General features: G+C 51.8%; 25 protein-coding genes. 15 read left to right on the plus strand and 10 right to left on the minus strand.

Annotation, left to right across the window (positions count from 1 at the left end; genetic code table 11):
- Window positions 1-153: 153 nt before the first annotated feature.
- The gene (locus M3194_RS16005) at window positions 154-600 is read left to right on the plus strand and encodes a GNAT family N-acetyltransferase (protein ID WP_251655069.1); all 447 of its coding nucleotides are present in this window, start codon (window positions 154-156) and stop codon (window positions 598-600) included.
- A 147-nt stretch (window positions 601-747) separates the two neighbouring features.
- Window positions 748-1218 carry a ferric iron uptake transcriptional regulator gene (gene fur / locus M3194_RS16010; RefSeq protein ID WP_251655355.1) on the plus strand — a complete coding sequence of 157 codons (471 nt, stop codon included), beginning with the start codon at window positions 748-750 and terminating at the stop codon, window positions 1216-1218.
- A 55-nt stretch (window positions 1219-1273) separates the two neighbouring features.
- On the opposite strand, the gene M3194_RS16015 is transcribed toward fur, so the two are convergent.
- Together M3194_RS16015 and M3194_RS16020 are read right to left on the minus strand one after the other, a co-directional pair.
- On the minus strand, window positions 1274-1606 hold the full coding sequence (locus tag M3194_RS16015; protein WP_251655070.1) for a DUF1904 family protein: 333 nt from the start codon (window positions 1604-1606) through the stop codon (window positions 1274-1276).
- Window positions 1607-1876: 270 nt separating this feature from the next.
- Window positions 1877-3742, minus strand: a complete 1866-nt coding sequence (locus M3194_RS16020) for a prenyltransferase/squalene oxidase repeat-containing protein (RefSeq protein ID WP_251655071.1) — start codon at window positions 3740-3742, stop codon at window positions 1877-1879.
- 127 nt (window positions 3743-3869) lie between these two features.
- Here M3194_RS16020 and M3194_RS16025 point away from each other — a divergent pair, with 127 nt between their 5' ends.
- Window positions 3870-4217, plus strand: coding sequence for a hypothetical protein (locus M3194_RS16025; protein ID WP_251655072.1), 348 nt, complete (start codon window positions 3870-3872; stop codon window positions 4215-4217).
- A gap of 39 nt (window positions 4218-4256) precedes the next feature.
- Here the strand turns inward: M3194_RS16025 and M3194_RS16030 are convergent, their stop codons facing one another.
- Window positions 4257-4565 (minus strand): DUF6509 family protein, encoded by a 309-nt coding sequence (locus tag M3194_RS16030; RefSeq protein WP_397334336.1) that lies wholly within the window; start codon window positions 4563-4565, stop codon window positions 4257-4259.
- Window positions 4562-5521, minus strand: a complete 960-nt coding sequence (locus M3194_RS16035) for an RluA family pseudouridine synthase (protein WP_251655073.1) — start codon at window positions 5519-5521, stop codon at window positions 4562-4564. The genes M3194_RS16030 and M3194_RS16035 overlap by 4 nt, the downstream gene beginning before the upstream one ends.
- A gap of 336 nt (window positions 5522-5857) precedes the next feature.
- On the opposite strand from M3194_RS16035, the gene M3194_RS16040 reads away from it, so the two are divergent.
- The 3 genes from M3194_RS16040 (at window position 5858) to M3194_RS16050 (ending at window position 10193) form a co-directional block, all read left to right on the plus strand.
- Window positions 5858-7405 (plus strand): stalk domain-containing protein, encoded by a 1548-nt coding sequence (locus M3194_RS16040; protein ID WP_251655074.1) that lies wholly within the window; start codon window positions 5858-5860, stop codon window positions 7403-7405.
- Between the two features lie 129 nt (window positions 7406-7534).
- Window positions 7535-9361, plus strand: coding sequence for a B12-binding domain-containing radical SAM protein (locus tag M3194_RS16045; RefSeq protein ID WP_251655357.1), 1827 nt, complete (start codon window positions 7535-7537; stop codon window positions 9359-9361).
- A gap of 154 nt (window positions 9362-9515) precedes the next feature.
- The gene (locus M3194_RS16050; RefSeq protein WP_251655075.1) at window positions 9516-10193 is read left to right on the plus strand and encodes a deoxynucleoside kinase; all 678 of its coding nucleotides are present in this window, start codon (window positions 9516-9518) and stop codon (window positions 10191-10193) included.
- A 47-nt stretch (window positions 10194-10240) separates the two neighbouring features.
- Here the strand turns inward: M3194_RS16050 and M3194_RS16055 are convergent, their stop codons facing one another.
- Together M3194_RS16055 and M3194_RS16060 are read right to left on the minus strand one after the other, a co-directional pair.
- Window positions 10241-11470 carry an MFS transporter gene (locus tag M3194_RS16055; RefSeq protein ID WP_251655076.1) on the minus strand — a complete coding sequence of 410 codons (1230 nt, stop codon included), beginning with the start codon at window positions 11468-11470 and terminating at the stop codon, window positions 10241-10243.
- A gap of 23 nt (window positions 11471-11493) precedes the next feature.
- Window positions 11494-12492 carry an ROK family transcriptional regulator gene (locus M3194_RS16060; protein WP_251655077.1) on the minus strand — a complete coding sequence of 333 codons (999 nt, stop codon included), beginning with the start codon at window positions 12490-12492 and terminating at the stop codon, window positions 11494-11496.
- A 349-nt stretch (window positions 12493-12841) separates the two neighbouring features.
- Here M3194_RS16060 and M3194_RS16065 point away from each other — a divergent pair, with 349 nt between their 5' ends.
- Entirely contained in the window at window positions 12842-13054 is a 213-nt protein-coding gene (locus M3194_RS16065) for a hypothetical protein (protein ID WP_251655078.1), read from the plus strand.
- 124 nt (window positions 13055-13178) lie between these two features.
- On the opposite strand, the gene mnmM is transcribed toward M3194_RS16065, so the two are convergent.
- Complete coding sequence (gene mnmM / locus M3194_RS16070; RefSeq protein ID WP_251655079.1) at window positions 13179-13757, minus strand: tRNA 5-(aminomethyl)-2-thiouridylate-methyltransferase MnmM; 579 nt, start codon at window positions 13755-13757, stop codon at window positions 13179-13181.
- 1 nt (window position 13758) lies between these two features.
- Window positions 13759-14724 carry a tRNA modification radical SAM protein MnmL/YtqA gene (mnmL, locus tag M3194_RS16075; protein ID WP_251655080.1) on the minus strand — a complete coding sequence of 322 codons (966 nt, stop codon included), beginning with the start codon at window positions 14722-14724 and terminating at the stop codon, window positions 13759-13761.
- A 289-nt stretch (window positions 14725-15013) separates the two neighbouring features.
- Between mnmL and M3194_RS16080 the strand changes: the two genes are divergently transcribed.
- Window positions 15014-15220 carry a hypothetical protein gene (locus M3194_RS16080; RefSeq protein WP_251655081.1) on the plus strand — a complete coding sequence of 69 codons (207 nt, stop codon included), beginning with the start codon at window positions 15014-15016 and terminating at the stop codon, window positions 15218-15220.
- 161 nt (window positions 15221-15381) lie between these two features.
- Window positions 15382-16146 carry a tRNA (guanosine(46)-N7)-methyltransferase TrmB gene (trmB, locus tag M3194_RS16085; RefSeq protein ID WP_251655082.1) on the plus strand — a complete coding sequence of 255 codons (765 nt, stop codon included), beginning with the start codon at window positions 15382-15384 and terminating at the stop codon, window positions 16144-16146.
- Between the two features lie 87 nt (window positions 16147-16233).
- Here trmB and M3194_RS16090 read toward each other — a convergent pair whose 3' ends face one another.
- A complete protein-coding gene (locus M3194_RS16090) occupies window positions 16234-16797 on the minus strand; it encodes a phosphatase PAP2 family protein (RefSeq protein ID WP_251655083.1) in 564 nt (187 codons plus the stop codon).
- A gap of 255 nt (window positions 16798-17052) precedes the next feature.
- On the opposite strand from M3194_RS16090, the gene M3194_RS16095 reads away from it, so the two are divergent.
- The 5 genes from M3194_RS16095 (at window position 17053) to rplT (ending at window position 21245) form a co-directional block, all read left to right on the plus strand.
- A complete protein-coding gene (locus tag M3194_RS16095) occupies window positions 17053-18231 on the plus strand; it encodes a glycosyltransferase family 4 protein (RefSeq protein WP_251655084.1) in 1179 nt (392 codons plus the stop codon).
- 348 nt (window positions 18232-18579) lie between these two features.
- Window positions 18580-19818 (plus strand): glycosyltransferase family 2 protein, encoded by a 1239-nt coding sequence (locus M3194_RS16100; RefSeq protein ID WP_251655085.1) that lies wholly within the window; start codon window positions 18580-18582, stop codon window positions 19816-19818.
- Window positions 19819-20053: 235 nt separating this feature from the next.
- Entirely contained in the window at window positions 20054-20611 is a 558-nt protein-coding gene (infC, locus tag M3194_RS16105; RefSeq protein ID WP_251655086.1) for a translation initiation factor IF-3, read from the plus strand.
- Window positions 20612-20631: 20 nt separating this feature from the next.
- On the plus strand, window positions 20632-20832 hold the full coding sequence (rpmI, locus tag M3194_RS16110) for a 50S ribosomal protein L35 (protein ID WP_015842912.1): 201 nt from the start codon (window positions 20632-20634) through the stop codon (window positions 20830-20832).
- Window positions 20833-20885: 53 nt separating this feature from the next.
- Window positions 20886-21245 (plus strand): 50S ribosomal protein L20, encoded by a 360-nt coding sequence (gene rplT, locus M3194_RS16115; RefSeq protein ID WP_251655087.1) that lies wholly within the window; start codon window positions 20886-20888, stop codon window positions 21243-21245.
- A 117-nt stretch (window positions 21246-21362) separates the two neighbouring features.
- On the opposite strand, the gene M3194_RS16120 is transcribed toward rplT, so the two are convergent.
- A complete protein-coding gene (locus M3194_RS16120) occupies window positions 21363-22232 on the minus strand; it encodes a helix-turn-helix domain-containing protein (protein WP_251655088.1) in 870 nt (289 codons plus the stop codon).
- A gap of 203 nt (window positions 22233-22435) precedes the next feature.
- Between M3194_RS16120 and M3194_RS16125 the strand changes: the two genes are divergently transcribed.
- On the plus strand, window positions 22436-24748 hold the full coding sequence (locus M3194_RS16125; RefSeq protein WP_311290984.1) for a glycoside hydrolase family 95 protein: 2313 nt from the start codon (window positions 22436-22438) through the stop codon (window positions 24746-24748).

Here is a 24748-nt window from a genome sequence, read left to right on the forward strand (position 1 = left end):
TGCGGCGAGTTATGTCGAAACTGTAGAACCGGCGTAATTATAAAACGTGACAGGTGATACATAATGAACCTAATCGCTTCCTCTTGGAGTACCCCGACATTTAGTTGTGAAGATTTGCAGCCATTCGAAATTGGCATGGTGCAGGAGCTGTACATGACAAGCGCACCTGTCGCCTTGTGGGACGGGAAAGAGCATGATCCCCGGTATATCGAGCTTTCCTATCATGAAGGCATATTGCCGGAGGGCGGCGTGAAGGAGCGGTTCCGGATTCAGACCATCCGTCTGAAAACAACAGAGGAACTTGTTGGCTTCATCAGCGTCTATCATGGCTATCCGCAGATCGATTCCCTGTATTTGGCCATGATGTGCATCAGCGGAGATTTTCAGAATCAGGGCTACGGTCAGGAAGTGATGAAGCATTTTTTGCTAGAGATTGGACTGCTTGGTTATTCCGAGGTCCGGGTTAACGTCTCGCTCCGCAATTGGGCAGGTCTTCGCTTCTGGACCAAATCCGGCTTTAACCGGATCAGCGGGATCTTTGGCGATACAGAATTTGCAGAAGGCAAATTTGCGGATATTGAGCTGATCAACCGATGGTAAGCAAAAATGTTGAGAAATATTAGATGTCATTGTGTAATAATGATAACTATGTTAAGATTATAATTATTCTAAATTATAATCATTCTAAATAAGATTAAAGTACAGCGTATTAATGAAGCACAGGAAAGGCGGGTGAGCTTTACGATGATCGAGGAACAACTGGAAACGATCAACCGTCAGTTAAGAACAAAAGGTTATAAACTAACTCCGCAGCGGGCAGCAACCGTTCGCGTATTGCTGGAGAACGAGAAGGATCATTTGAGCGCGGAGGATGTCTACATGCTGCTTAAACGCAGCAATCCGGATATCGGCCTTGCGACGGTGTATCGTTCTTTGGAACTTCTGACCGAGCTGCATGTGGTGGAAAAAGTAAATTTTGGCGACGGTGCGACGCGTTACGATCTGCGCAGCAATGATCAGGAACATCACCATCATCATCTGATCTGCACCGAATGCGGCACGGTTGAGGAAATTATGGATGACTGGCTGCTTCCGATGGAGAATCGGATTGCCAAGGAGTTTGGATTTAAGGTGTTGGATCACCGGCTTGATTTTCAAGGGATTTGTAAAGCTTGCAAAAGCAAGGCAAGCGATAACGACCATAAAGCAGTATCTTAAAATAATAAGGAGCCTTGGGATCGATGAATCGGTCCAAAGGCTCCTTTCTTGTTGTTCAAACACACGGCTTGCCGTTAATGTAATAGCTGTCTTCACGGTACGTCCGGAAGGCAACCTCCGCTTCATCAATGCCGATTCGGGCAAGATGCGCGGTGACGGCCTGGGCGAACCGGTCCCGGACGGCTTGTCCGCGTTCGAACCAGCCAATTTCAACAAACGGGTAGGATTGTCCTTCCGCGAGGCCTCCAAAGATTGCGGTCGTATGAAGACATTCCATCGTAAAGTTATCCGTACCGCATTCGCAGATGTCTGCGAGTTCCTCCGCTAGCGCAAGGCTTACGGTTGTCAGCTTCTCTGCGGGTACCCCGCGAAATAATAACTGCGGCATATGTTTCCTCCTCTATGAAGCCATGTTTACTTCGCATGCATGTGCGAAACAAAAGATCACACAACCCACCTGGCATAGGCAGGTGGGTTGTGTGATCTTTCTTGCATCAAAACGCTGCCTATCCATTAGATTACCTTGACCGGGCAAGCGATTGCAATGGATTCCTCCTGATAGGCGGTTGCGGAAGCGGCTGTTCTTGCGTTATCGTTGGAGACAAGCGTAATCGGCTGCGCGATCCTTAGGGGAGGCAGCCGGCACAAGCAATAGAAATCAGCTGTACTTAAGCCAAATATTGCTAAGGGCGAGAAGCGGCCAAATGTAATTGTTGCTGGCATAATGGGCGTAGACGCTGCCGGGCAGCGCTCCGCCGGTCGGATACGTATAGGTCCAGTCATGGCGGTCAAGGGAATGCAGCAGAGCTTCTACGCCACGCTCCAAGGCCGGAGTAGGCTTTGGCAGCGCGGCAGTTAATCCGTCCAGCGCCCAGGCGGTTTGGGAAGGCGTGCTGTAGTTTAAAGGGACGTAACGCCTGACTTTGTCGCTAATGCAGGATTCGCCCCAGCCGCCATCTTCATTTTGAACTTTCAGCAGCCAGTCTACGCCTTTCTTGATTGCCGGATGGTCATCCGCAATGCCGACAGCCGTCAACCCTTGAATAGCGGCGCTTGTGCCATGTACATAAGTAATGCCCCATCTGCCGTACCAGCTTCCGTTGCTTTCCTGCTGAGACAGGATCCAGCGTATCGTCGACTCGATCCAGCTGTTGCTGAGGTTCATGCCAAGCTCCTGCCCAAGAAACTGCAGCGTTCTTGAGGTCAGGTCGACGGTTGAGGGATCAACGGCTATGTCCTTGGCTCCTTCAAAAGCAAAGAAATTGATCGGCAGCCAGGAGCCCTCCCGTTCAAAGGCCGGCCAGCCCCCGTTATCGTTGCGCATCGTCAGCACCCAGTTCAGTCCGCGCTGCCAGTCTGCCAGAAGCTCCGGTGTACGGGAGCTGTAAGGCTGAATGGCGCGAAGAGCGGCGGTTGTATCATCCACATCCGGATAAAGGGTATTTACATTGGAGAAGCCCCAGCCTCCTGCAGGCGTACCGGGATTGCGAATGGCCCAGTCTCCAAGCTGGGTTTGCTGCCTTTGGCGGAGATAGGTTCCTGCGTTCTCGAGTGCGGTCGAGGTCGGATTTACTCCGGCTTTGCGCAGGGCATGAACAAGCATGGCGGTATCCCATACTTCGGAAGAAGCAATCTGAACATGCCTGTTTGTGCACACGACGGACCGGATGCCGGTTACCATGCGGTGGATTAGAGGCGAGCTTGGCGAATAGCCTAGCATAAGCAGAGCCAGAATCATAAACATGGTAGCCGTGGTGTACGTCAGCAGCGTACCGTCCGGCTCGAGCCGGTCGAACAGAAATTGAACCGCTTTTTCCTGCGGAGTAGGCGATTCGAACGGAAGCAGCTCCGACAAGGACAGCGATCCGACCAAGGTGGCGAGAGCGGCTATCCAAGGAGAATCATTCTCGAACCGCTTCGAGCTGCTTGTGAATAAATCGGACAGATCAGGCATGGTGGCGCTGGGCTGCACGAATCCGGCATTAGCCAGCATAATGATCGGCACGATATGTACACGGGCATGCCCGGACAGGGAGAACAGATCAATTCCGATACCATGCTTGGAGAAAAAGACCTCCAAAGGAATACGCATCGATTTCGGCCATTTCGCCTGCCCAGACGCAGCGAGAATGGCCTGTGTCAGAAGAGAACGGATCTTGGACAAGCCGCCTTGGCTCAGAATGAATTGTTTGGCTAATTGCAGACGCGGATCCGATTTGTTCAAATAACCGGAGTAGAGAAGCGCAAAATAAGCTTCGGCGGTCGCGTCCAGGTTACCGCCTTCTTCGTCCGGGTATATTTTCCACGCGCCGTTAGAAAGCTGCCTGGTTAGAATCCGATTGGCAATTTGCCGGATGAGGGCTTCTTCTTGACTATGGCCAAGCAGCCGAAGAATAATGATAAAATAACTGTCCGGCATGGTGCCGGAATCAAAGCAAAGGCGCCATGCGCCGTCAGGGGATTGTAGCTGCAGAAGCTCATTGCGCATTTGTTCGATTTTCGCGCGGATCTGATTCATATCCATGGCTCGCATTCATTCCTTTACTGCGATGATATTGCTGCTTGTAATGTATATGCGGCAGCAAGCGGGGAAAAGAAGATGCCGCGCAACTTTCAAGAGCACTACCATGACGAGAGGAGATGTAAGTCAGATGCATGACATTACGATTGATTTGTACAGAAATTGGATTGATACGGTGAAGGAAGTGTTCCGCGGCTCCGGAAACCCGCTGCCGGGGGATTTGAGCGACACGGAGGTTGCCATTCGGTATTTCCGCCAGACCGCGCCTAGCGATGAAGAGGCAGCGGCACAGCAGCAACAAAACGAAGAGAGGCTTCGCGGCTTGCAGCAGACGATAATGGATAACTTCGAAACGGTTATTCTGCCGGATATTCGGAATCGCACGCGCTACAAGGGAGATCGTTTCTGTTTCCAGTGGGTGTACAACAACGGCGAGCATATCATTGAGGAGTATTCGTCTTACCGCATTCCGTTATAAAAAAGAGGCTGACCCTTCAAAGGGCAGCCTCTTTTTCGTTTATTGCTCATCCGCTTCCTTATAGTGCTCCGCGCAGAAGGCAAGCAGCTCCTGCTCTTCCTCTTCTTCTAATTCGAAGTCGAGCAGCTTCTCGGTTACCCGTTCAATCAGCTCATGCTTGATCAGACGGCCGCCGCCCTCCTCTTCGCTGTAAACAGCCCGGATATAAACGCCGTTCTTCGAATACAGTTCATCCTCTTCGTCCAAATCGATATCAACCAGGAACTCGTAACGGCGTCCGGTTAAGATGCCGAACGGATCCTTAACAAACTCTACACTGTAGCTTGTAATCTCAAGCATGGTTATCATCCTTTGCTTCTTCTGTCTGGTTTGGCCGTCTCGCTCCGGAACGGATTGTAGAACTGCTTGGGTATGCCGGTATCGAATTTCAGCAGCTCCCCGGTTACCGGATGCTCAAAGGCAAGAATACGGGCATGAAGGCCGAGACGTCCGATGGGCTTGGTCTGGGAGCCGTATTTTTTGTCGCCTGCGATAGGATGGCCGATATCCTGCATATGAACGCGGATTTGGTTCTTGCGTCCGGTCTCCAGGTGAACCTCCATAAGGGAGAAGGCTTTTCCGGCCTGCAGCAGCTTATAGTGAGTTACCGCGTGCTGTCCGTCGTTCGGATGCGGGCTGGAATACATCCGCAGCGTCTTGCTTTCTTTCAGCCAGGAAGAGACGGTGCCTTCCTTCCGCTTTACCTCGCCTTCCACAAGCGCGACATAAGAGCGCTCCTTCACGATCGTCTGCCATTCTTCCTGCAGCTTCTGCTGCACGGCTTCGCTCTTTGCGAACATCAGCACGCCGGAAGTATCCCGGTCGAGGCGGTGAACGATAAAGATCCGGCTCTTCGGATCGTCTTCGCGAACATGAGCCATGAGCTGGCGGTAGGCGGTCAGATCCGTTTCTTTGTCTGTGGCGATGGTTAGAAGACCCGCGTCTTTGCTCGCCACAATCACATGATCGTCCTCGTGCAGAATGGTTAGCCCGATGAGGGGAATCTTCTCTTTCTCCCGTTCCTTGCGGATCATAACCGTTTGTCCCGGCTGAAGCGGGTAGTTATATTTCGTCTCAACGTGGTCGTTAACGTATACTTGTCCATGCGCCAGCAGCGATTTGACCGAATTGCGGCCCTGATTCAGATGAGCCAGCAAAAAGGCGAGCAGCTCAGACGCCTCGGTAACGGCAAACGATTTGTTTGGCACCGCACTTTTGGAAGGGCTGCTTTTAGCCGAGCCGGGGCTGTATGGTTTTTTTGACATAACGAATGTTCCTCCTGCTTTGTCCAAATATAAGAACGTATACGTCGTTTTTTATATACTGTGCTTATATTTCATTCGCGAAACGTTTGCTGCCCTTCCCAAGGATGGCGCAGCCGTTTACGCTTGGCTTGACTGCTATCACTATACCATGACAAGCCTGGCAAATTCTACGCGGGAAGGCTTCATATTCCGTTCATGTTGAGCCGATATAATGGGGGTTGGTATTATTACCCTATGAAACCATTTTCATAGACAAACGCAGGTAGATAGTGGTACGATTATTAAATCTATCATTATCACTGGTAATACAGTAAGAATTTGGGGGAAATGGTAAACGTGAAAAGAAAATTAGCCTATACTTTGTTAAGTCCGCTGCTTGCGGCAGGGCTCTTGCTCTCTCCTCTGGCTGCTCCGCAGCAAACGGCAGCGGCAGCTGCTCCTGTTAAGCTGGCTGCCACAGCCAAGGCGTCCGTTATCAGCGTCTACGTCGATGATAAGAAACTTTCGGTCTCCGCAGCTCCTTACACGAAGAACGGCGTAACCTTCGTGCCGATGCGCGAGCTGTTCAAAGCTCTCGATGCTTCGGTAACCTGGGAAGCGAAGGCGCAAACGATTATTGTGCGCAAAGATTTCACGTCCATCACGTTAACGATCGGCAATAAGACCGCGCTCATCAACGGCAAATCGGTAAAGCTGGATGCAGCGCCCGAGATAAAGAACAATACGACCTTTGTTCCGGCCCGTTTTGTTGCGGAGTCGCTTGGCGGCAAAGTGAAATGGGATAACGCGAAGCAATCCGTGCGCATCACAACGGAAGAATACGAATTCCAGCAGGAATACGAGGAATACCAGGAGCAGTTGAATAACCGTCCGAAATATACGCCAAAACAAATCGTCGACATGTACGATGACAGCGTTGTGACAATTACAACGAATAAAGCGCTTGGCAGCGGCATCGTCATTGATGACCGTTATGTACTGACGAATTACCATGTGATTCAGGATGCTTCCTCCGCAACGATAACGACGGTTAGTGGCGATGAGCTTAAAGTTTCCGGTGTCGTTGCTTCCAGCAAGAACAATGATTTGGCCATTGTCCAAACAGAAGATCCGATCGGCGCAACGCCGGTTGAGGTCGGATACAGCAGCCTGAACGTGAAAAAAGGCGACAAGGTTGTTGCAATCGGAAGTCCGCTTGGTCTTCAAAATACGGTATCTGACGGCCTGATCAGCAATATCGTCTATGTTGGCGGTACCCGTTACATACAGACCAGCGCTCCCATCGACCATGGCAGCTCCGGCGGCGCGCTGTTTAGCGAATATGGCGAGCTGATCGGAATTACATCCGCAGGTTATACCTCGCAGGCTGATTTGAACTTTGCGGTATCATCGCTGTACGCGTCGATTCTGATGGAGGATCTTCCGGAGAAGCCTGCCGCTACTGTGAAATTCTTGGATCCAACCTTGCCGGATACGCTTGTTGGCGTATCGAACGAGAAGATTGCGGAACTGCTGAAAGATCAGTTCGGCTCGCTTGATTACGAGCAAGGAACGGCAGCATTGAGCAACTGGAAGGTTACCCGCGATTCGCAGGGCTGGCTGGTTATTACCTCCGATATTGATCCTGTGTTCTATACTTATTATGGCGGTCAGACGAAAGAGGAGCTCCGTTCCTGGGCGATTAACCTGGCTCACGAGCTTCATCGCATGCTCCCGAACGAGAAGATCCAATTCCAAATTTATTTCGACCGCGTCTTTGGCTTCGAGCCGCGCGGCTTTGACGCAAGCGAAGTGAAGGCGCTTGGCGACGAGAAATGGCAGGTCCGCTTCCCGGTTCTGGATATGCAGTTTAAAGATCAGCTTTATATTGATTTAAGGGACTAATTTATTACTCATACGAGAAAGAGGCTTGCCGAAGGGAGATTTATGCTCCCGGCGGCGAGCCTCTTCTTTTTTGCCCGCGTTTTCGGTACAATAGGAGTCACTTGCATGAGAGTAGAAAGAGGTACCGTGATGAAAGTTGTGTTATCCACATTAAATGCCAAATATATTCATACTTCGCTTGCCCTGCGCTGCCTGAAGGCGTACAGCGGCGAGCAATTCGATATGGAGATTGCCGAATATACGATTAAGGATCCGGTCATGAATATCGTTTCGGATATTTTCTCGCGTAGACCCGATGTCGTAGGCTTCTCCTGCTACATCTGGAATATCGAAGAGACGATTACCGTCATCAATATGCTCCGCAAAATTATGCCGGAAGTAAAGATCATCCTTGGCGGTCCCGAAGTAAGCTATGACACCGAATATTGGATGCAGCGCATTCCGGAGGTCGATTTTATCGTTGTTGGCGAAGGAGAAGAGACCTTTCACCATTTGCTGACGGAGATTGAGGGAGCGGGCAAATACCATATGGTATTTGGTATTGCTTATCGCAAGCAGCGCGAGGATCGCGTAGATATTCTTCTAAATCCGGGACGTCCGAAGCTGGACCTGGCTACGCTGCCTTCACCGCACCGTTTCCAGGAGGATATTCCGCATCTGGGCAGCCGGGTAGTTTATTTCGAGACAAGCCGAGGCTGTCCGTTCAGCTGTCAATTCTGCTTGTCGAGCATTGAGGTCGGGGTTCGTTACTTCGATATGGAACGGACGAAAGCCGACATTACGTACCTTATTGATTCCGGCGCGAAGCTGATCAAGTTTGTGGACCGTACGTTTAACATCAAACGGGATTACGCGCTTGAGATGTTCAAGTTCCTGATCGAGAACCACCGGGGCTGCGTGTTCCAGTTCGAGATTACGGCTGACATTATGCGTCCGGAAGTGCTCGATTATTTGGCGGAGCATGCGCCGCCGGGCATCTTCCGCTTCGAGATTGGCGTACAGTCGACGAACGATCCGACCAATGAAGCGGTGCAGCGCCGCCAGAACTGGAAGAAGCTTGTCCGCACCGTTACGAAGGTGAAGGAATCCGGCAAGATCGACCAGCATCTGGACTTGATCGCCGGCCTGCCGCTCGAGAATTATGATACGTTCCGCGGTACGTTTAACGATGTATTCGAATTAGGGCCGGAGGAGCTTCAGCTCGGATTCCTGAAGATGCTGCGCGGCACCGGATTACGTCTTGACGCAGAGAAGTGGGGCTATATTTATATGGATCATGCCCCATACGAAATGCTGGGCAATGATCTGATGCCGTTCAGCGACATCGTGCGGATCAAGCGGGTGGAGGACGTGCTTGAGAAGTACTGGAACGCGCACCGGATGGACCGCACGCTGAACTATCTGGTCAAAGAGGTATTCCCGTCTGCGTTTGACTTCTTCCAATACTTCGGGGACTTCTGGGAAGGCAGAGGCTGGCAGAAGATCGGGCATCAGCTTGAGGATTTGTTCTCGCGTCTGTGGGCTTTCCTCACCGAATACAAAGCCGGTGCGGCGTCCGAAGAAGCGGATAAGCTGGATCTTGAGGTTGTTCTTGGCCTCATGAAGTACGATTACTTCCTGAACCATAACTACAAGCCGCGGAAAACCTGGTGGGAGTTCACGATGGACAAGGCCGTATGGAGCGGCTGGATGCGCCGTCTGACCGAACGTCCGGAGGATGTGTCGGAAGGCTTTGCTGCTCTTGGCTTAAACGAAAAGGAGCTGCATAAGCATACCGTTATCGAGATGATTCCGTTTGATCTGGAGCACTACCTGGCAACGGGCGAGATTGATAAAAACTCGCATACGCTGCTTGCCGTCCTGTACGCGCTTGGCGGAGGCGAGCGTCAGGCGAAGCCGACACCAAAGCCGTTTATGCTGAAGGTCAGCCATGATGCGGTGCCAGTCAGCTTGTAAAAGAACAGAGAAGGCCGCCATCTTGAGGCGGCCTTCTCTGTTCGTCCATATTAAACCATTGCTCCAGGTTATCCATATGATACAATAGAGAGCTATGTGGAACATAAGGACGGCGCAGCCGTTTACGCTTTTGCAAAGGGGCTATTATTTATTTATGGAGCATTCTATTCCTTCTGACGCGCTGATTACCATCGCAGGTACGGTTGGGGTCGGCAAGTCGACGTTAACCTCTGTTCTGGCCGATCGCCTTGGCTTTCGCACTTCATTGGAGCAAGTTGAACATAATCCTTATTTGGAGAAGTTTTATCACGATTTCGAGAGATGGAGCTTTCATCTTCAAATTTACTTTTTGGCCGAGCGCTTTAAGGAGCAGAAGGCGATCTTTGAGGCGGGCGGAGGATTTGTCCAGGACCGTTCCATCTATGAGGATACCGGCATCTTCGCGAAAATGCATGCCGATCAGGGGACAATGAGCGCAACCGATTACGAGACGTATACCAGCTTGTTCGAAGCGATGGTGATGACGCCGTATTTCCCGCATCCGGATGTTCTGATTTATTTGGAAGGCAGCCTGCCGTCCATTCTGAGCCGGATCGAAGCACGAGGACGGGAGATGGAAATCCAAACGGAGCGTGCCTATTGGGAGCGGATGCACGAGCGTTACGCAGCCTGGATTGGTGAATTTAACGCGTGTCCGGTGCTCCGGCTGAACATTGGCGAATATGACGTCCATGATCCCGCCTCTTTGAACGGGATTATTGCGCAGGTCGGAGACGCGATAAGAGCATCGCGTCTGGCGAAAGCGGAAGCGGCTGCAGCGAGAATAATATAAGCACAAAAAAACTGCCGGTACTCCCGGCAGTTTTTTTGTTTTCAAAGTCAGATCGATTTGTTTGTGCTGATGCCTGCATCAGGCGTAAGCCTTGGCTTCTTCAAATAGGCGTTTAACCGTTCGGAGAACAGGAACATGGCCGCTGCGCACAGGACGATATAGAACGGGAAGATGCCAATGGAAAGGGAGGATGCCAGAAATCCAAGAAGCGGAGGCATCAGCGTGCTGCCCGTATAAGCTACCGCCATTTGATAGCCCATAATGGACTGGGACTGCTTTTTCCCGAAACGGACCGGCGTTTCATGAAGCATGCATGGATAGATTGGCGCTAGGCCAAATCCGACGATGATAAAGCCTGCCAGCGTAAAGCCGCCCGGCAGGGGCAGGAAGAGCAGCAGGGCGCCAATTAAGGCAATCAGCTGACCGCCGCGGATCAGGTTGCGGTTGCTGACCTTAAAGGTGATGAAGCCGGTAAGGAAGCGGCCAGCCGTTATGCCGGCGTAATAGAGCGATACCCACTGAGCCGCCTTTGAAGCGGACACATTCTTCATGTTGACGAGGAAGCTGCTGCCCCATAGGCCTACCGCAGCTTCAATTCCGCAGTAGAGCATGAAGGAGACGAGAGCAAGCTTGACGCCTCTGATTTTTAAGGGATGTACGGAAACGGTTTCTTCGGGGAGCTCCGTTACCGCATCCTCATGCTGAGCGTCAGATGATGCCTTGTGAATTCTGGCTACCCGGTCCCATAACGGGAGGGTGAAGAACAAGATGACAACGAGCGCGCATTGGATGGCAGCCACGGTCAGATAGCCGTATCTCCACGCATTGTTCGTAATGAACCGGGCCATAATGACAGGTCCAAGCGTAGCGCCCACACCCCAGAAGCAATGCAGCCAGCTCATATGATGCGCTTTGTAATGCGCCGCAACGTAGTTGTTGAGGCCGGCATCAACCGCTCCTGCTCCAAGCCCTAACGGAACCGCGCATACAAGCAGCCAAATGAGGGACGGCGAGATGGAATAGCCAAGCAAGGCTCCTGCCGTCATGATGCAGCTGACCAACGTTACTCTTCCCGTGCCAAAGCGGTTAAGGATCGTACCGCTTGCGAGGCTGGATACGATGGTTCCGGCAGCGATAGTCATATACAGCACGCCTGCCGCGCCCAGAGGCGCATGAAGCTCCGGCTGCATGACCGGCCAGGCGGATCCGAGCAGGGAATCCGGCAAGCCCAGGCTGATAAAAGCCAAATAAATAATGATCAAAAAGAATGTTGCCATGTGGTTTCACCTGTTTCTTTTATTCATGTTGAGATCATAAGATCCAGCCCAAGACTTTGCAGGCCGCTCATATAGTCCTTGGTCAGATCGCTTGCCGTAAGAAGCGGGAGATGCTCCCTCGGGATATAATCGGCGCTGCGCTCTGTTATCCGCTCAAGGATAGCTGCCGTAACCTCGCTTTTATTAAAAATAATCGTATGCGGGTTAATGATCGCCGTGAACGACGCGACAAGCCGGCTGATGGCATCAAGCCGGCTGTCTCCGGCATGCCTCTTCATCGCTTGATGAAAGTTGAGCTGATCGTATTGGGGAACAAACGAGACCTCGCCGGAGAAGAAGGTGCTTCCCCGAACGACATCTCCGTTGATCATGATGCCCGCACCCGGACCGTTCTGCCCGAAATACAAATAGACAAGGGACGGATTATTCGAATGACCGCTATTCTTGTAATAGCCAAGGACGGCGGCATTCATGTCGTTCTCGACTACAACCGGCAGGGCAAATTGCTCCTCCAGTTGGCGCTTCAGATCGATATGCTGAAAGTTCGGATAATCCGGAATATGAATAAGTTTGCCGTTATTTACGGCGCCCGGCACGCCGATGGCGATGGATCTGACCTTGGGATAGGTCTGAATGAGCTGCTCAATATGCATGGTCAGACTGGAGACTTCGTTAATTAACGCACTGGAGGTCGAGCCCTGCTCCTTAATCTCTCCCGTGCAATTGAAGATCGTATAGCTTAAATCCGCTTTCTCGAAAAAGATCGCAAGCCCCAGCATAAACTCGGGGTTATAGGCATAACGCTGCGCCCTTCTGCCGCCGCTTGAATCGTCAAGCCCAACGGTCAGAAGCTCGCCGGCCTCCTCCATTAGGCTCAGAAACTTGCTGATGGTCGGGAAGCTGATGCCAAGCTTTTGGCTGAGCTCTGCTTTTGTCGCGCTTCCAAGCGCCAGCAGGGCAGAACGCAGGCCATGCAGGATCACATTTTTCATGTCTTTAGGTGTAGCGAGCAAATCACTCACGGTTGTATCCAGCTCCTCGATAGATACTTATTAAACGTCTTTAATAAGTTGGTATGATCGTATCAGAAAATAATCCGGGTAGCAAGATGCTCGGCGTAAGAAAATGATCATCGTGACTGTAGGGCCACGCGGAGCTTAATTCAGAACACATATATAAAATGTATAAGTACGTGAAAAACATATATTATTCTTATCGTTATAACTCGCTTACTATGGAAGCAGAAAGTCATTTCAAAGCGAGGAGAGGCGGTAAACATGATTACGCGGCACACTTGGGAAAGGGTTGCTTCGTACATCACGAAGCGCCTTATTTAGGAGATAAAAAAGTCTCGAAAAAAGGGGGAGTGTTATGCCTTACCATAATTGCCATACTGCCGAGCTGCTGTACAAAATGCGCCAGGAAGAGCTCGAGCGGGCAATCCGCTCCGGGTTTTATGTCAAGCATGACGAAGACAGGAATAAGCCTCATCGCAAATTCGCAGCTCCGCTGTTTCGCATGATAAGACGCTTATGTGGGGCAAAAGATGATCAGCCGTGCATGGAAAAGGACCATCCCGGGTAAAGGACGGCAAAGCTTTAGTTGGGATTAAATCACTTTCCCCGCTGTCAAAATAAAAGACGCGCCCGAAAGGTTAATCCAGCCTTTCGAGCGCGCCTTTTGGAGCTGCCAGGCAAGCTCCGGGCAGCTATCTCTTCTCCACCGCGATCAAATACGGCGCGGTGTCCCGCTGCGGCTGGCGGTACAGCACAGCCGCATGCATTGCCCCCGGCAGCTTCGCCGCCCAATCGGCGACAATCGCCGCCTCCTCCGCGCCGCCCGGGTGCCCCGGATACAGCGCGACAGTGACAATACCCCCGCGGCGCAGCAGCGACAGCGCCGCGTCCAGGGCGGCGACCGTCGTCGTTGGTACGGTAATGACCGACTCGTCGCCCCCCGGCAGATAGCCGAGATTGAACATGACGGCTGCTACCTTGCCTTCAGCGGAAGCGCCGACAGCCTCCGCCATCTGCGCATGATTGCGCAGGTGAAGCCGCACCTGCGGCAGCCTGCCGCTCTCTTCCAGGGAGCGGAGCCGCTCCTGCGTCCGGTCCAGCGCGTCCCGCTGAATGTCGAAGGCGTGCACCGTGCCCCGAGGTCCGACCAGCTCGGCGAGCTTCAGCGTATCGACGCCGCCGCCCGCGGTTGCGTCAATAACGATGTCGCCCGGCTGGACGCGTTCGGCGATCCATTGATGCGCCATGCTAAGGATCGACAAGAATCCCATTTTACACCGCCCCCCATAGCTTGCCCTGCCAAGTATTGCGCCGTTTCAGCTCGGCATCGATGGCGTTCAGGACGACCCATTTCTGCATGCTCCACATCGGTCCGATGAGAAGCTCTTTGGGAGCATCGCCGGTGAGCCGGTGTATGATCATCTCCGGGGGCAGGAACTCCAGCGTGTCTACGATCAGCTTGACGTATTCCTCCAGCTCGAGGAAACGCAAAAGCCCGGCTTCGTACTGCTTCACCATTGGCGTTTTGCGCATGAGGTGGAGCAGGTGGATTTTGATGCCCTGCACATCCATCGCGGCAACCGCGCGGCCAGTCTCGAGCATCATCTCATGCGATTCCTGGGGCAGGCCGTAAATGATATGCGTGCATACCCGGATTTCCCGCTCGCGAAGACGGCGCACCGCATCCAGATAACACGCCGTATCATGGGCGCGGTTAATGAGCTCGGAAGTGGATTCGTGCACGGTCTGCAGTCCCATCTCGACCCATAAATACGTCCGCTCGTTCAGCTCCGCCAAATAATCGATAACATCATCCGGCAGGCAGTCCGGCCTTGTTGCAATCGATAATCCAACTACGCCGGGCTGCTGCAAAATAACCTCATAATATTCCCGCAGTTCCTCCACGGGAGCATACGTATTCGTATAAGCCTGGAAGTAGCCGATGTAATTCGCTTCCGGCCATTTCTGATGCTGGCGGTCCCTGATCTTGTTAAACTGCGTCACAAGATCGTCCCGCCGGCTGCCCGCGAAATCGCCGGATCCGCGGGCGCTGCAGAACGTGCAGCCGCCCTTAGCGATCGAGCCGTCACGGTTCGGACAGGTAAAGCCCGCATCAAGCGTAACCTTGAATACTTTCCCGCCAAGCTGCTCGCGCATTTCGTAGTTCCATGTATGAAATCGTTTATCGCCCCACAGCATGGGCTGCCCTGGCGTCAATTGCGATGCATTTGCGTTCATGCGGTTCTCCTTTTATACGGATAAAGAATGGCATCCTTCATTTTATCGGAAAGAAGGGGGAATTGCCATGCCGGATTGAAGCGCTTTTGACGGGCCTCGCAGGCCATAAAATAAGCTGGAAATTATTTTGCCGGCTGCCAGATTTGGGCTTGCAAAACCTAACATGATCTGTTATATTAAAAGTGCGACAAATCAATGAAAAAACCTTACATGCTTAATTCGTAACGATCGTCATAAAACGTCGATAAACTGGAAATGCTGTAATAAAAAAATCGATGAGGTGATCTCAATGAGCGGGCAAACAAGAATTCCGCATGGTGATGAGAAGGTAACGGTTGAATTAACAGTGAAAGAATTGATGGCGCTTTCAGGAGTAAGGTTTCACAATAACCATCATATTGAAATATCTGCGCGTAAGAAACTTAATGAAGTGATTGAGAATACTTACCGCGATGTTCAAGCTGAAGGTCCAATTGATTATCAGCTGCTTGTTTAATCGTTTGGCAGCAGAAAATTTCTTACAAACCTAAGCCTTGACGATTCACGGAATCGTTCGAGGCTTTTTCTTTTTGTCGTCATTCTCACGAACATCTTTACAAGGCCGTTCATCTTGGGCACAATAAGGACTAGCTTAATTAGTAGGAGGACCATTACAAGATGCGTTTAAGAGGAAGAAAAGGAATCCGCGAGTCGCTGGAGGCGCAGCCGGAATTAGTCGTGCTTGACGCCAAGCCGCTCAAGGGCAAATGGCGCGAGTTTTTCGGCAATGATAAGCCGATCCATGTCGAGCTTGGCATGGGGAAAGGCCGTTTTATCAGCAATATGAGCTTCCGTAACCCGGATAATAACTATATCGGCGTCGACATGTATGACGAGCTGATCCGCCGCGCAAGCGACAAAGCCCGCAACATCTGGGAGGAGAGCGGAGTAGAAGAGCCGCCTAACCTGGCGCTGCTTCGTGCAAATATCGAGCATATCGAAGAAATGTTCGAGCCGGGAGAGATCGAGCGGATTTATCTGAACTTCAGCGATCCATGGCCAAAAAGCAAGCATGCCCGCCGCCGCCTGACGCATCCGCGCTTCCTGCGGAAGTATGGCCAGCTGCTGAACGACCGCGGGGAGATTCATTTCAAGACCGACTCGGAATCTCTCTTCGAATTTTCGCTTAACAGCTTTGCGGAAGTGGAGCTGCAGCTTCGCAATATCTCGCTTAATCTTCATAAGAACGGTCCTCGCGAGGATCTTGTTTTTACCGAATACGAGATGAAGTTTATGGAAAAAGGCCAGCCGATCTTCCGTCTTGAAGCGGTTATCGGGGAATCCGTGCTGCGCGAATACCGCGAAAGCAAGCTGGAGAACACGCGCCGCGAAGAGGCGGAAGCTGAGGCTGCCGGGCAGGACGAAGACGAATCGGCTGAATAAGCAAGCCAATTGCGTTGAAAAAATAGCGGTGCAGGGAGAACCCCGCACCGCTATTTTTTGATTTTGACGAGCCGGACCAGCTCTATTCTAGAAGAATGTAAGCGTCCATCCGTATTCTACGGCCATCGCCGTCAGCGTGCCAATCAGCGCGCCAACGGTGACATCGGATGGGTAATGGAGTCCAAGATACATGCGCGACCATGCTACGGACAGGGCTAGCAGGACCGCGATCGGCATAATGACCGGGAACCATACTCCGCTGGCACTGATAATCGGAATGATGAATGCGAAGACGGCTGTTGTATGTCCGGAAGGGAAAGAAGAGTCGACCAGCGGCTTTTTCCCCGTATTAACCCCGTTTAACGCCTGATAAGGGCGAAGCCTTTTTAATTTCCGTTTCACGACATAGACAGGCAAATGGCTTAAGAATACGGCGGTAAAGCATTGCCAGCCCGTCATGCTCCAGGGATTGGGTGCAAACATCGCAATAAGGAAAGAGCTGATGAGTGTAAAGGACGCTCCCCCAACATGCGTCACTGTGCTTAGATATACCCCAAGCCACCGGTGAAGCCTGCTTTGCGAACGGCGCTGATTCGCCCATAGGATCATTTGCAATTCCCGGGTTCGTAACCACCCTATCATTCTTCTCATCCGTTTCCTCCTGTGGAACAATTCTACTTCGTAAGCATTAGCCTAAGATTTGCGTTAATCCCACACATTATAAACGATATTAGACTATTATGGTTCAATAAATGAGCTTGTACAAGTTTAAAGTTTATACGAAGACCGCCGTTTTCAGCCGATTTCAAAGGCTTAACGGATTATTAAAATGCAGTTGATCTTCCACTAATAGACCTCCTGTAGAATGGGACCGATCAAGGTTTCATTCCGAAGGAGGCGTTCTTGATGAGAGTTGCGCTTTTTACCGACACGTTTGAACCTGATGTGAATGGTGTTGCACGCACCCTTGGCCGCTGGACCGATTATTTGAAGCGGCAAGGCGCAGAAGTGCTTGTTCTCGCTCCAGATCCGGCTTCCGGCAAGCAAAGCGGCAAAGCCTCAAGCTCCGTCGAACGCTTCGCGAGCCTGCCCTTCTTCTTATATCCCGAGTGCCGGCTGGCACTGCCTAATCCGATTCATATCCGCAGGGCGCTTAATGAGTTCCGCCCGACGATTGTCCACGTGGCTACCCCCTTTAATCTTGGACTTTGCGGCATTCATTATGCCCGCAAGCTCCGCATTCCGCTCGTTGCATCCTATCATACGCATTTTGATCAATATTTACCGTTTTACAATTTGCAATGGATGGCAAAGCTGTTATGGAGATATATGGAATGGTTTCACCACGACTGCCGCTCCATCTATGTGCCTTCCCGTTCCACTTACCAGGATTTGAAGGATAAAGGCTGGGATGCCGGCCGGCTTGAAATTTGGAGCCGAGGCATTGATACGGAGGCCTTTCATCCGGCCGTGAACCGGGAGGAGTGGCTGACGAAGCAAGGCATCGACAGCAATCGATTTGTTGTTCTGTATGTTGGAAGGCTGGCTCCCGAGAAAAATGTCGATACCGCCTTAGATGCTTTTGCTGAATTTCGGCAAAATATAGGGGAGGAAGCCGTTTTTGTCATAGCTGGAGACGGCCCTTCGTCCGATGCTCTGAAGGAACGCTGCCGCCGCGAGGGAATCGATGCCCGTTTTGTCGGGTTCACAGCCATGCCGGATCTCCAGAAGTGGTACGCATCCGCTGATTTGTTCCTGTTCCCGTCGGCCACCGAAACCTTCGGCAATGTTGTGCTGGAGGCGATGTCCTGCGGCGCGCCGGTCATCTGCGCGGATAAAGGCGGCGTGACCGATTCTGTTCAGCACGGCGTTACGGGCTTGTTATGCAATCCGGAGGATTCCCGGTCTTTCGCGAATGCGATGGGGCTTCTCTACAGCAATCCGGAGCTGCGCGCGGCCATTGCCGAGCAAGGCCGAATCTATAGCCAGAAGCAGTCCTGGGATGCCATTTTCGACAAGTTGGCTTCCAGCTTTGAGCGTTATTCGATACCGGTTCAGCCACATATTCGTCACAAAGCGAAGTAATGGACCGGGAACATTGTATCAACTATACACGTATGTATTGGACGTAAGGGCTAAAAAATCAGGAAATGGATGAAAATAAGGGCGATAGGGCGCAAAAGGAGGTAATAGAACCATCTGCTTGCCATGCAAGCGTTTTAATGGCGGGATAACCGATAATGGCGTGAATTTACGGTTTTGACAAAGATAATCAATGTGTGGAAAATCAAAAAGGTCCAGCGAATCGTTTTTACACAAAGACAACAAAGCGGCGCGGACGCAAGAGAGAATTATGATAAAGAGCCTGTCGACGCCTTTAGGGTGATCAGAACGGGCAATTAAAAAGGGGTCTCAAGGGGGCAGTACCGAAAAATGTTCAATACCATTATGCTAGTGTTCCAGATCGTATTTGCATTGCTGGGCTTGTACCAACTGTTTTTGACATGTTTTGGCTGGCACCGCAAGAAAGAAGATTTATCCCATCCGCCGCAAAAGACATTTGCTTTGCTGGTCGCGGCACATAACGAGGAACAGGTTGTCGGGGCGCTTATCGAAAATTTGCTGAAGCTGAAATATCCTCGCGAGCTGTTTGACATCTTTGTTATCTGCGACAACTGTACCGACCGCACCGTCGATATTGTGAACAGCTATGAAGGCGTTTATGCCTGCGTTCGCAATAACAAGAGCCAGCGGGGCAAAGGCTATGCCGTGGAATGGATGCTGAAAGAGCTGTGGAAAATGCCAAAAAGCTACGACGGCGTAGCAATCTTTGATGCCGACAACCTGGTAGCGACGGACTTCCTGCAGTACATGAACAATGATTTGATTAATGGGCACCAGGTTATTCAGGGCTATCTGGATACGAAAAACCCGAACGACTCGTGGATCAGCTCGGCGAACGCGATCAACTACTGGTTCTGTAACCGCCTTTGGCAGCTGCCGCGCACGAATCTGGGTCTTGCGAATTTCCTCGGAGGCACGGGCATGTGCTTTGACGCCAAGCTCCTGCAGGAAATGGGCTGGGGCGCAACCAGCCTTGTGGAAGACCTTGAGTTTACGGTCCGCTGTATTCAGCGGGGGATTTATCCGAAATTTAATTTCGAAGCGAAGGTATTTGACGAGAAGCCGATTACGTTCCAAGCCTCGGCTCGTCAGCGTCTGCGCTGGATGCAAGGACATTTCGACGTTACACGCAAGTACATGCTGCCGCTCTTGTGGCAGGGGATTAAAGATCGCAGCATGACCAAGATCGACGCTGCGCTGTACGTATTTAACGCATACAACTATTTGGCCGGCTTCTTTATCGCGGCGATTATCTGGGGAGACGTGCTTCTCTTTGGCGGCAACAACGTAGAATCGGTCTATAATCTGCTGCCGTTCTGGCTGAGCGTCCCGTATATGGCTTATGTATTTATCCAAATTCCGCTGTCGATGTATATGGCGAAGGTGCCGTGGCAGCTGTACCTGCGGATTCCGACGTTCCTGTTGTTCACCCTCTCGTGGTGGCCGATTACGGTTCATGCGTTCTTTACGCAAAACAACAAGAAGTGGAGCCACACGCAGCATACCCGCGTCATTCGTCTCGAAGACGTGCAGAGCAAGCAGCTGTAGCAACATGCGATATAATGGGTTGACACATAGAAATCCATTATGTTATAGTATGTCGGTAGCGTTTTTGAAAACATAATTTGCACAAGCAGAAGCACCCGCTTCTCACCTTTCGGTTCAGCCGGCTGGTTCGCGATAATCGATTAAGCTTAACGAGTTGCTTTCATCCGAAGGCAGCGAGAGCGGCCATAAACAACGGTTATACAATGCGGGTTCGTGCGAACCCGCATTTTTTATTTTGTACACACACATAAACATCCTATCTTGGAGGTGGCACGTTATTAGCAGAGAACATCAAATCAACGATGAGATCCGGGCCAGAGAAGTACGACTTGTTGGCGCGGACGGCGAGCAAATCGGTATCAAATCGATCCGTGACGCTTTGCAGATGGCAATTGACCTGAGCTTGGATCTGGTGAATGTAGCACCGACGGCTAAACCGCCGGTATGCCGGATTATGGATTACGGTAAATTCCGTTACGAGCAACAGAAGAAAGAAAAAGAAGCACGCAAGAATCAAAAGATCGTCGACCTGAAGGAAGTTTGGTTCCGTGCCAACATCGACGAGCATGACTATCAAACAAAATACCGTAATGTTGTGAAGTTCTTGGGCGAAGGCGATAAAGTTAAAGCTTCCGTACGCTTCCGCGGACGGGAAATTGCCCATGCGTCGATCGGCCAGAAAATTCTGGACCGTCTGGCGCAAGAGGTTGCCGAAATATGCAGCGTAGAACGTGCACCGAAGCTTGAAGGCCGGAGCATGATTATGATTTTGGCACCAAAAAGCAACACTTAAATAAAGGGAGGATAATCGACATGCCTAAAATGAAAACACACAGCAGTCTGAAAGACCGCTTCAAAATTACTGGTACTGGTAAAGTAAAACGCTACAAAGCGTACAGAAATCACTTGCTTTCCCACAAATCCGGTCGTCAAAAACGTGTTCTTGCTGGCCAACCACTGATGGCAGCTGGCGACGTTCGTCGTATTCAACAAGGTCTCGCTAACCTGAAATAGCAGCAATTGTTTAAATAAGCTAATCCAATTCAACCTACGGGAGGTTTCCACTCATGGCAAGAGTTAAAGGCGGTTTTGTCCGCGCTCGTCGTCGTAAAAGAATTCTTAAACTGGCAAAAGGTTATTTCGGTTCGAAACACCGTCTGTTTAAAACAGCAAAGGAGCAAGTTGGTAAATCGCTTCTTTACGCATACCGCGACCGTCGCCAAAACAAACGCGAATTCCGCAGACTGTGGATCGTTCGTATTAACGCGGCTGCTCGTCAAAACGGTCTGTCCTACAACAAATTCATGTACGGCCTGAAACTGGCTGGCATCGAAGTAAACCGCAAAATCCTGGCTGACCTGGCTGTTAACGACATCAACTCGTTCAACTCCCTTGCAGGTGTTGCAAAAGCGAAAATCAACGCTTAGTTTTAAGCGTGAAGATAAAAGAGGTTGTCTCATTATGGGGACAACCTCTTTGTTTGTATTACGGACCAATCCGGCTATTATATGGGCATTGTGACGGGCAATCAAATCAAAAAAGGATTAGATGAGGTCGGAGCCGGAAGAAGGCTGTAACCGGTAAGCCCGCGGGCTTACGCCATGATAAGCGCTGAAATGGCGGGTAAACGGATGAATCGAGGTATACCCGAGCCGTTCGGCAATGGCAGTGACGGAATAATCCGTTTCGACGATAAGCTGGGCTGCCTGCTTCATCAGAAGACGGTGGCGGTACATTTGCGGCGTAAAGCCGGTCTCGCGCTGAAAGAGGGAATGGAAGTAGGAACGTTTGAGGCCGCACATTGCCGCCCATTCCTCTACCGGGGTCCGCGTCTCCGGATGCTCGTTCAAATGGGTTAGCAGCTTGACGATCCGGAAGTCCCTTGGCTGACGGCTATGAATAACGTTGTACCAGCTGAGCATCCAGGCATACAGCAGACTGTTTACCAGCTCGCTGCGATAATGCGTGGATTCTTCGAATTGCCTTGCAATGGATACGAAGGAATCGTACAGCCACGGATAGGGCTGGAGAGAGAAGCGGCTCGGCAGCGAGTCCAGCTCCGGGCACGGCTCTACAAGGGATGTGGAATCCAGCTCAAACGGCTCCGGCGCATGGATGAATACCCGGTTATAGGTACCGGGAGTACCCTCCCACATATCGCAATACAGATTATAAGAAGACAACGGCTGTCCTTTTCTAATGTGGAAGGCATGAGGCTCCCCCGGACGCAGAAAGATCAGAGTCCGCCGCTCGATGGGATACAGCTTCCCGTTCACCTCCATTTCTCCCGGCCCGTCGACAAACAAATGGAACGCATACACATTGCTGACGCGCAGCTTCTCGTTCCATCCCCCTACATACAGGTAACGCATCGAATCACCGACATAAGGTTGCAGTTCATTTATTGTTCTCATCGCTTTCCCTGCCTTTGCAGCCCTTCCAGCTTGCGCTCAGGTACGACCCTGCCGGGAAGTTAACGGAGGATTCGTCAACTGATTGGACTGGCGGGCAAATACGTCTATTGCTATCAATGTTACAATAATGGCGGAAATTGCGAAAGGGCTTTCACCGCAAGAGCGGACGATTAGCCAACTGGGAGAGGATGATAACGTTGAAAATGACCTATACACAGCCGGCTGCAAGCTGGAAGCAAGGGCTTCCGCTTGGCAACGGGCAGCTAGGCGCCGTGCTGCACGGCGGCATCGATAGCGAAATCTGGAATATGACGGAGGTAACCTTCTGGTCGGGCAAGCCGGAGCGCTTTGGAGGGTCCGCAGATCCGAAAGAGAAGCTGGCCGTAATGAGGGAAGCTTTTTTTAACGGGGATTATGTGCTTGGCGACAGGCTGGCAGCCGAGCAGCTGGAACCCGAGAAAGGCAATTTTGGCACCAACCTGTCCTTATGCGATGTTCTGATCAGTTATAGGGATGACGGCAATGAACTGGTCCGGGAACTGGATCTCGAGAATGCGGTTGGGACCGTAACATATAGAAGCAGTACCGGAGTTAAAATGCAACGAGAAACCTTTGCGACACATGCGGACGGCGTGCTGGTCTCCCGGATAAAAGGCGACAAGGGTGGAAGCGTATCTTTAACCCTTCGTATACAGGGAAGAACAAATACGTTTGACGCCTGGCTGGAAGGGCAGGATAAGCTGGCTTTCCGTACGCAGGCGACGGAGACCATCCATAGCGATGGAACCTGCGGAGTCTGGAGCGAGGGCGGACTGAAGGCTGCGGTAACGGGCGGCCAAGTGTACGGAGAGGCTGATGCGATAGTCATCGAGGAGGCCGACGAGGTCGTTCTTTATTTCGCGGCGGCGACCGACTATGGCCGCAAGGATGACGGTTGGAAGGCCGAGTGCACGGCACAGCTGGAGTCGGCAGAGGCGAAAGGCTTTGAACGGTTACTGCGGGATCATATTGCTGATTATCAGGCGCTGTTTGGCCGGGTGAGCCTTGACCTTGGCGGCTCGGACGTCTTTGCCGCTCTGCCGACGGACGAGCGCGTCCGCCGATTGCGAGCGGGAGAAGCGGAGGACAATGGGCTAATCGCGTTGTTTTATCAATACGGGCGGTATTTAACGATTGCGGGCTCGCGGGAAGATTCCCGTCTGCCGCTCCACCTTCAGGGGATATGGAACGATGGCGAAGCGAACGCAATGGCGTGGAGCTGCGACTACCATCTGGACGTTAATACGGAGATGAATTATTACCCGACAGAAGTCAGCAATCTTGCGGATTGCCATGTTCCGCTCATGAATTATATCGAGCAGCTCGCTGAGGCAGGCCGCTCGGCGGCGGAAGATTTCTATGGCTGCGAGGGCTGGGTGGCGCATGTATTCTCGAACGCATGGGGCTTCGCCGCTCCGGGCTGGGGAAGGTCTTGGGGGCTGAACGTAACGGGCGGGTTATGGATTGCGACTCATTTGAAGGAGCATTACGAATATAGCTTGGACCGCGAATTCCTATCCCGTCAGGCTTATCCGGTTATGAAGGAAGCCGCGCTGTTCTTCCTGGATTATATGACGATTCATCCGCAGTACGGCTGGCTGGTAACAGGCCCGTCAACTTCTCCGGAGAACAGCTTCTATCCGGGTCCTTCCGAGCAAGGCGAGCAGCAGCTCTCCATGGGCTCAACGATGGATCAGATGCTGGTCCGTGATTTATTCGTCTTCGTGTTGGAATCGGCAGAGCTGCTCGCAACCGATGAGGAGCTGCAACAACGGCTTAGTGCGGCAATTGAGCTGCTTCCGCCGCTTCAGATTGGCAAGCGCGGCCAGCTGCAGGAATGGCTGGAGGACTATGAGGAGGCGCAGCCGCAGCACCGGCATTTCTCCCACATGTACGGGGTATATCCGGGGAACCTGATTACGCCCGGCGGGACGCCGGAGCTCGCAGGGGCTATGAGGCAAACGCTGCTCGGACGAATGCTGGTTGATGAGCTGGAGGATATTGAATTTACGGCCGCGTTGTTTGCCTTGGGCTTCTCCAGGCTGCATGACGGCAATCAGGCGGTAAAGCATGTCCGGCATTTGATCGGAGAGCTTTGCTTCGATAATCTGCTCTCGTATTCCAAGCCTGGCGTTGCCGGGGCAGAGACGAATATTTTCGTTATTGACGGCAACTTTGGCGGAACCGCTGCTATTGCCGACATGCTGCTTCAAAGCCATGCGGGCTCCATTCATCTGCTGCCTGCTCTTCCGGCGGACTGGTCCGATGGTTCATACCGGGGACTGCGGGCGAAAGGCAATGCTGAAGCCGCTGCTTCCTGGAAGGATGGCCGCTTGGCGGAAGCGGTTATAACGGCTTATTCCGATCTGGAGACAGTCGTTAAATGCGGCGACAGACAGGTGAAGTTGCGGTTGGAAGCCGGGAAACGGTATAGGCTGGATGGCCAGCTTGAATTAATTGTGATTGAAACGTTATAA

It is taken from the genome of Paenibacillus glycanilyticus (genome assembly GCF_023715145.1).
Lineage (GTDB): Bacteria > Bacillota > Bacilli > Paenibacillales > Paenibacillaceae > Pristimantibacillus > Pristimantibacillus glycanilyticus_A.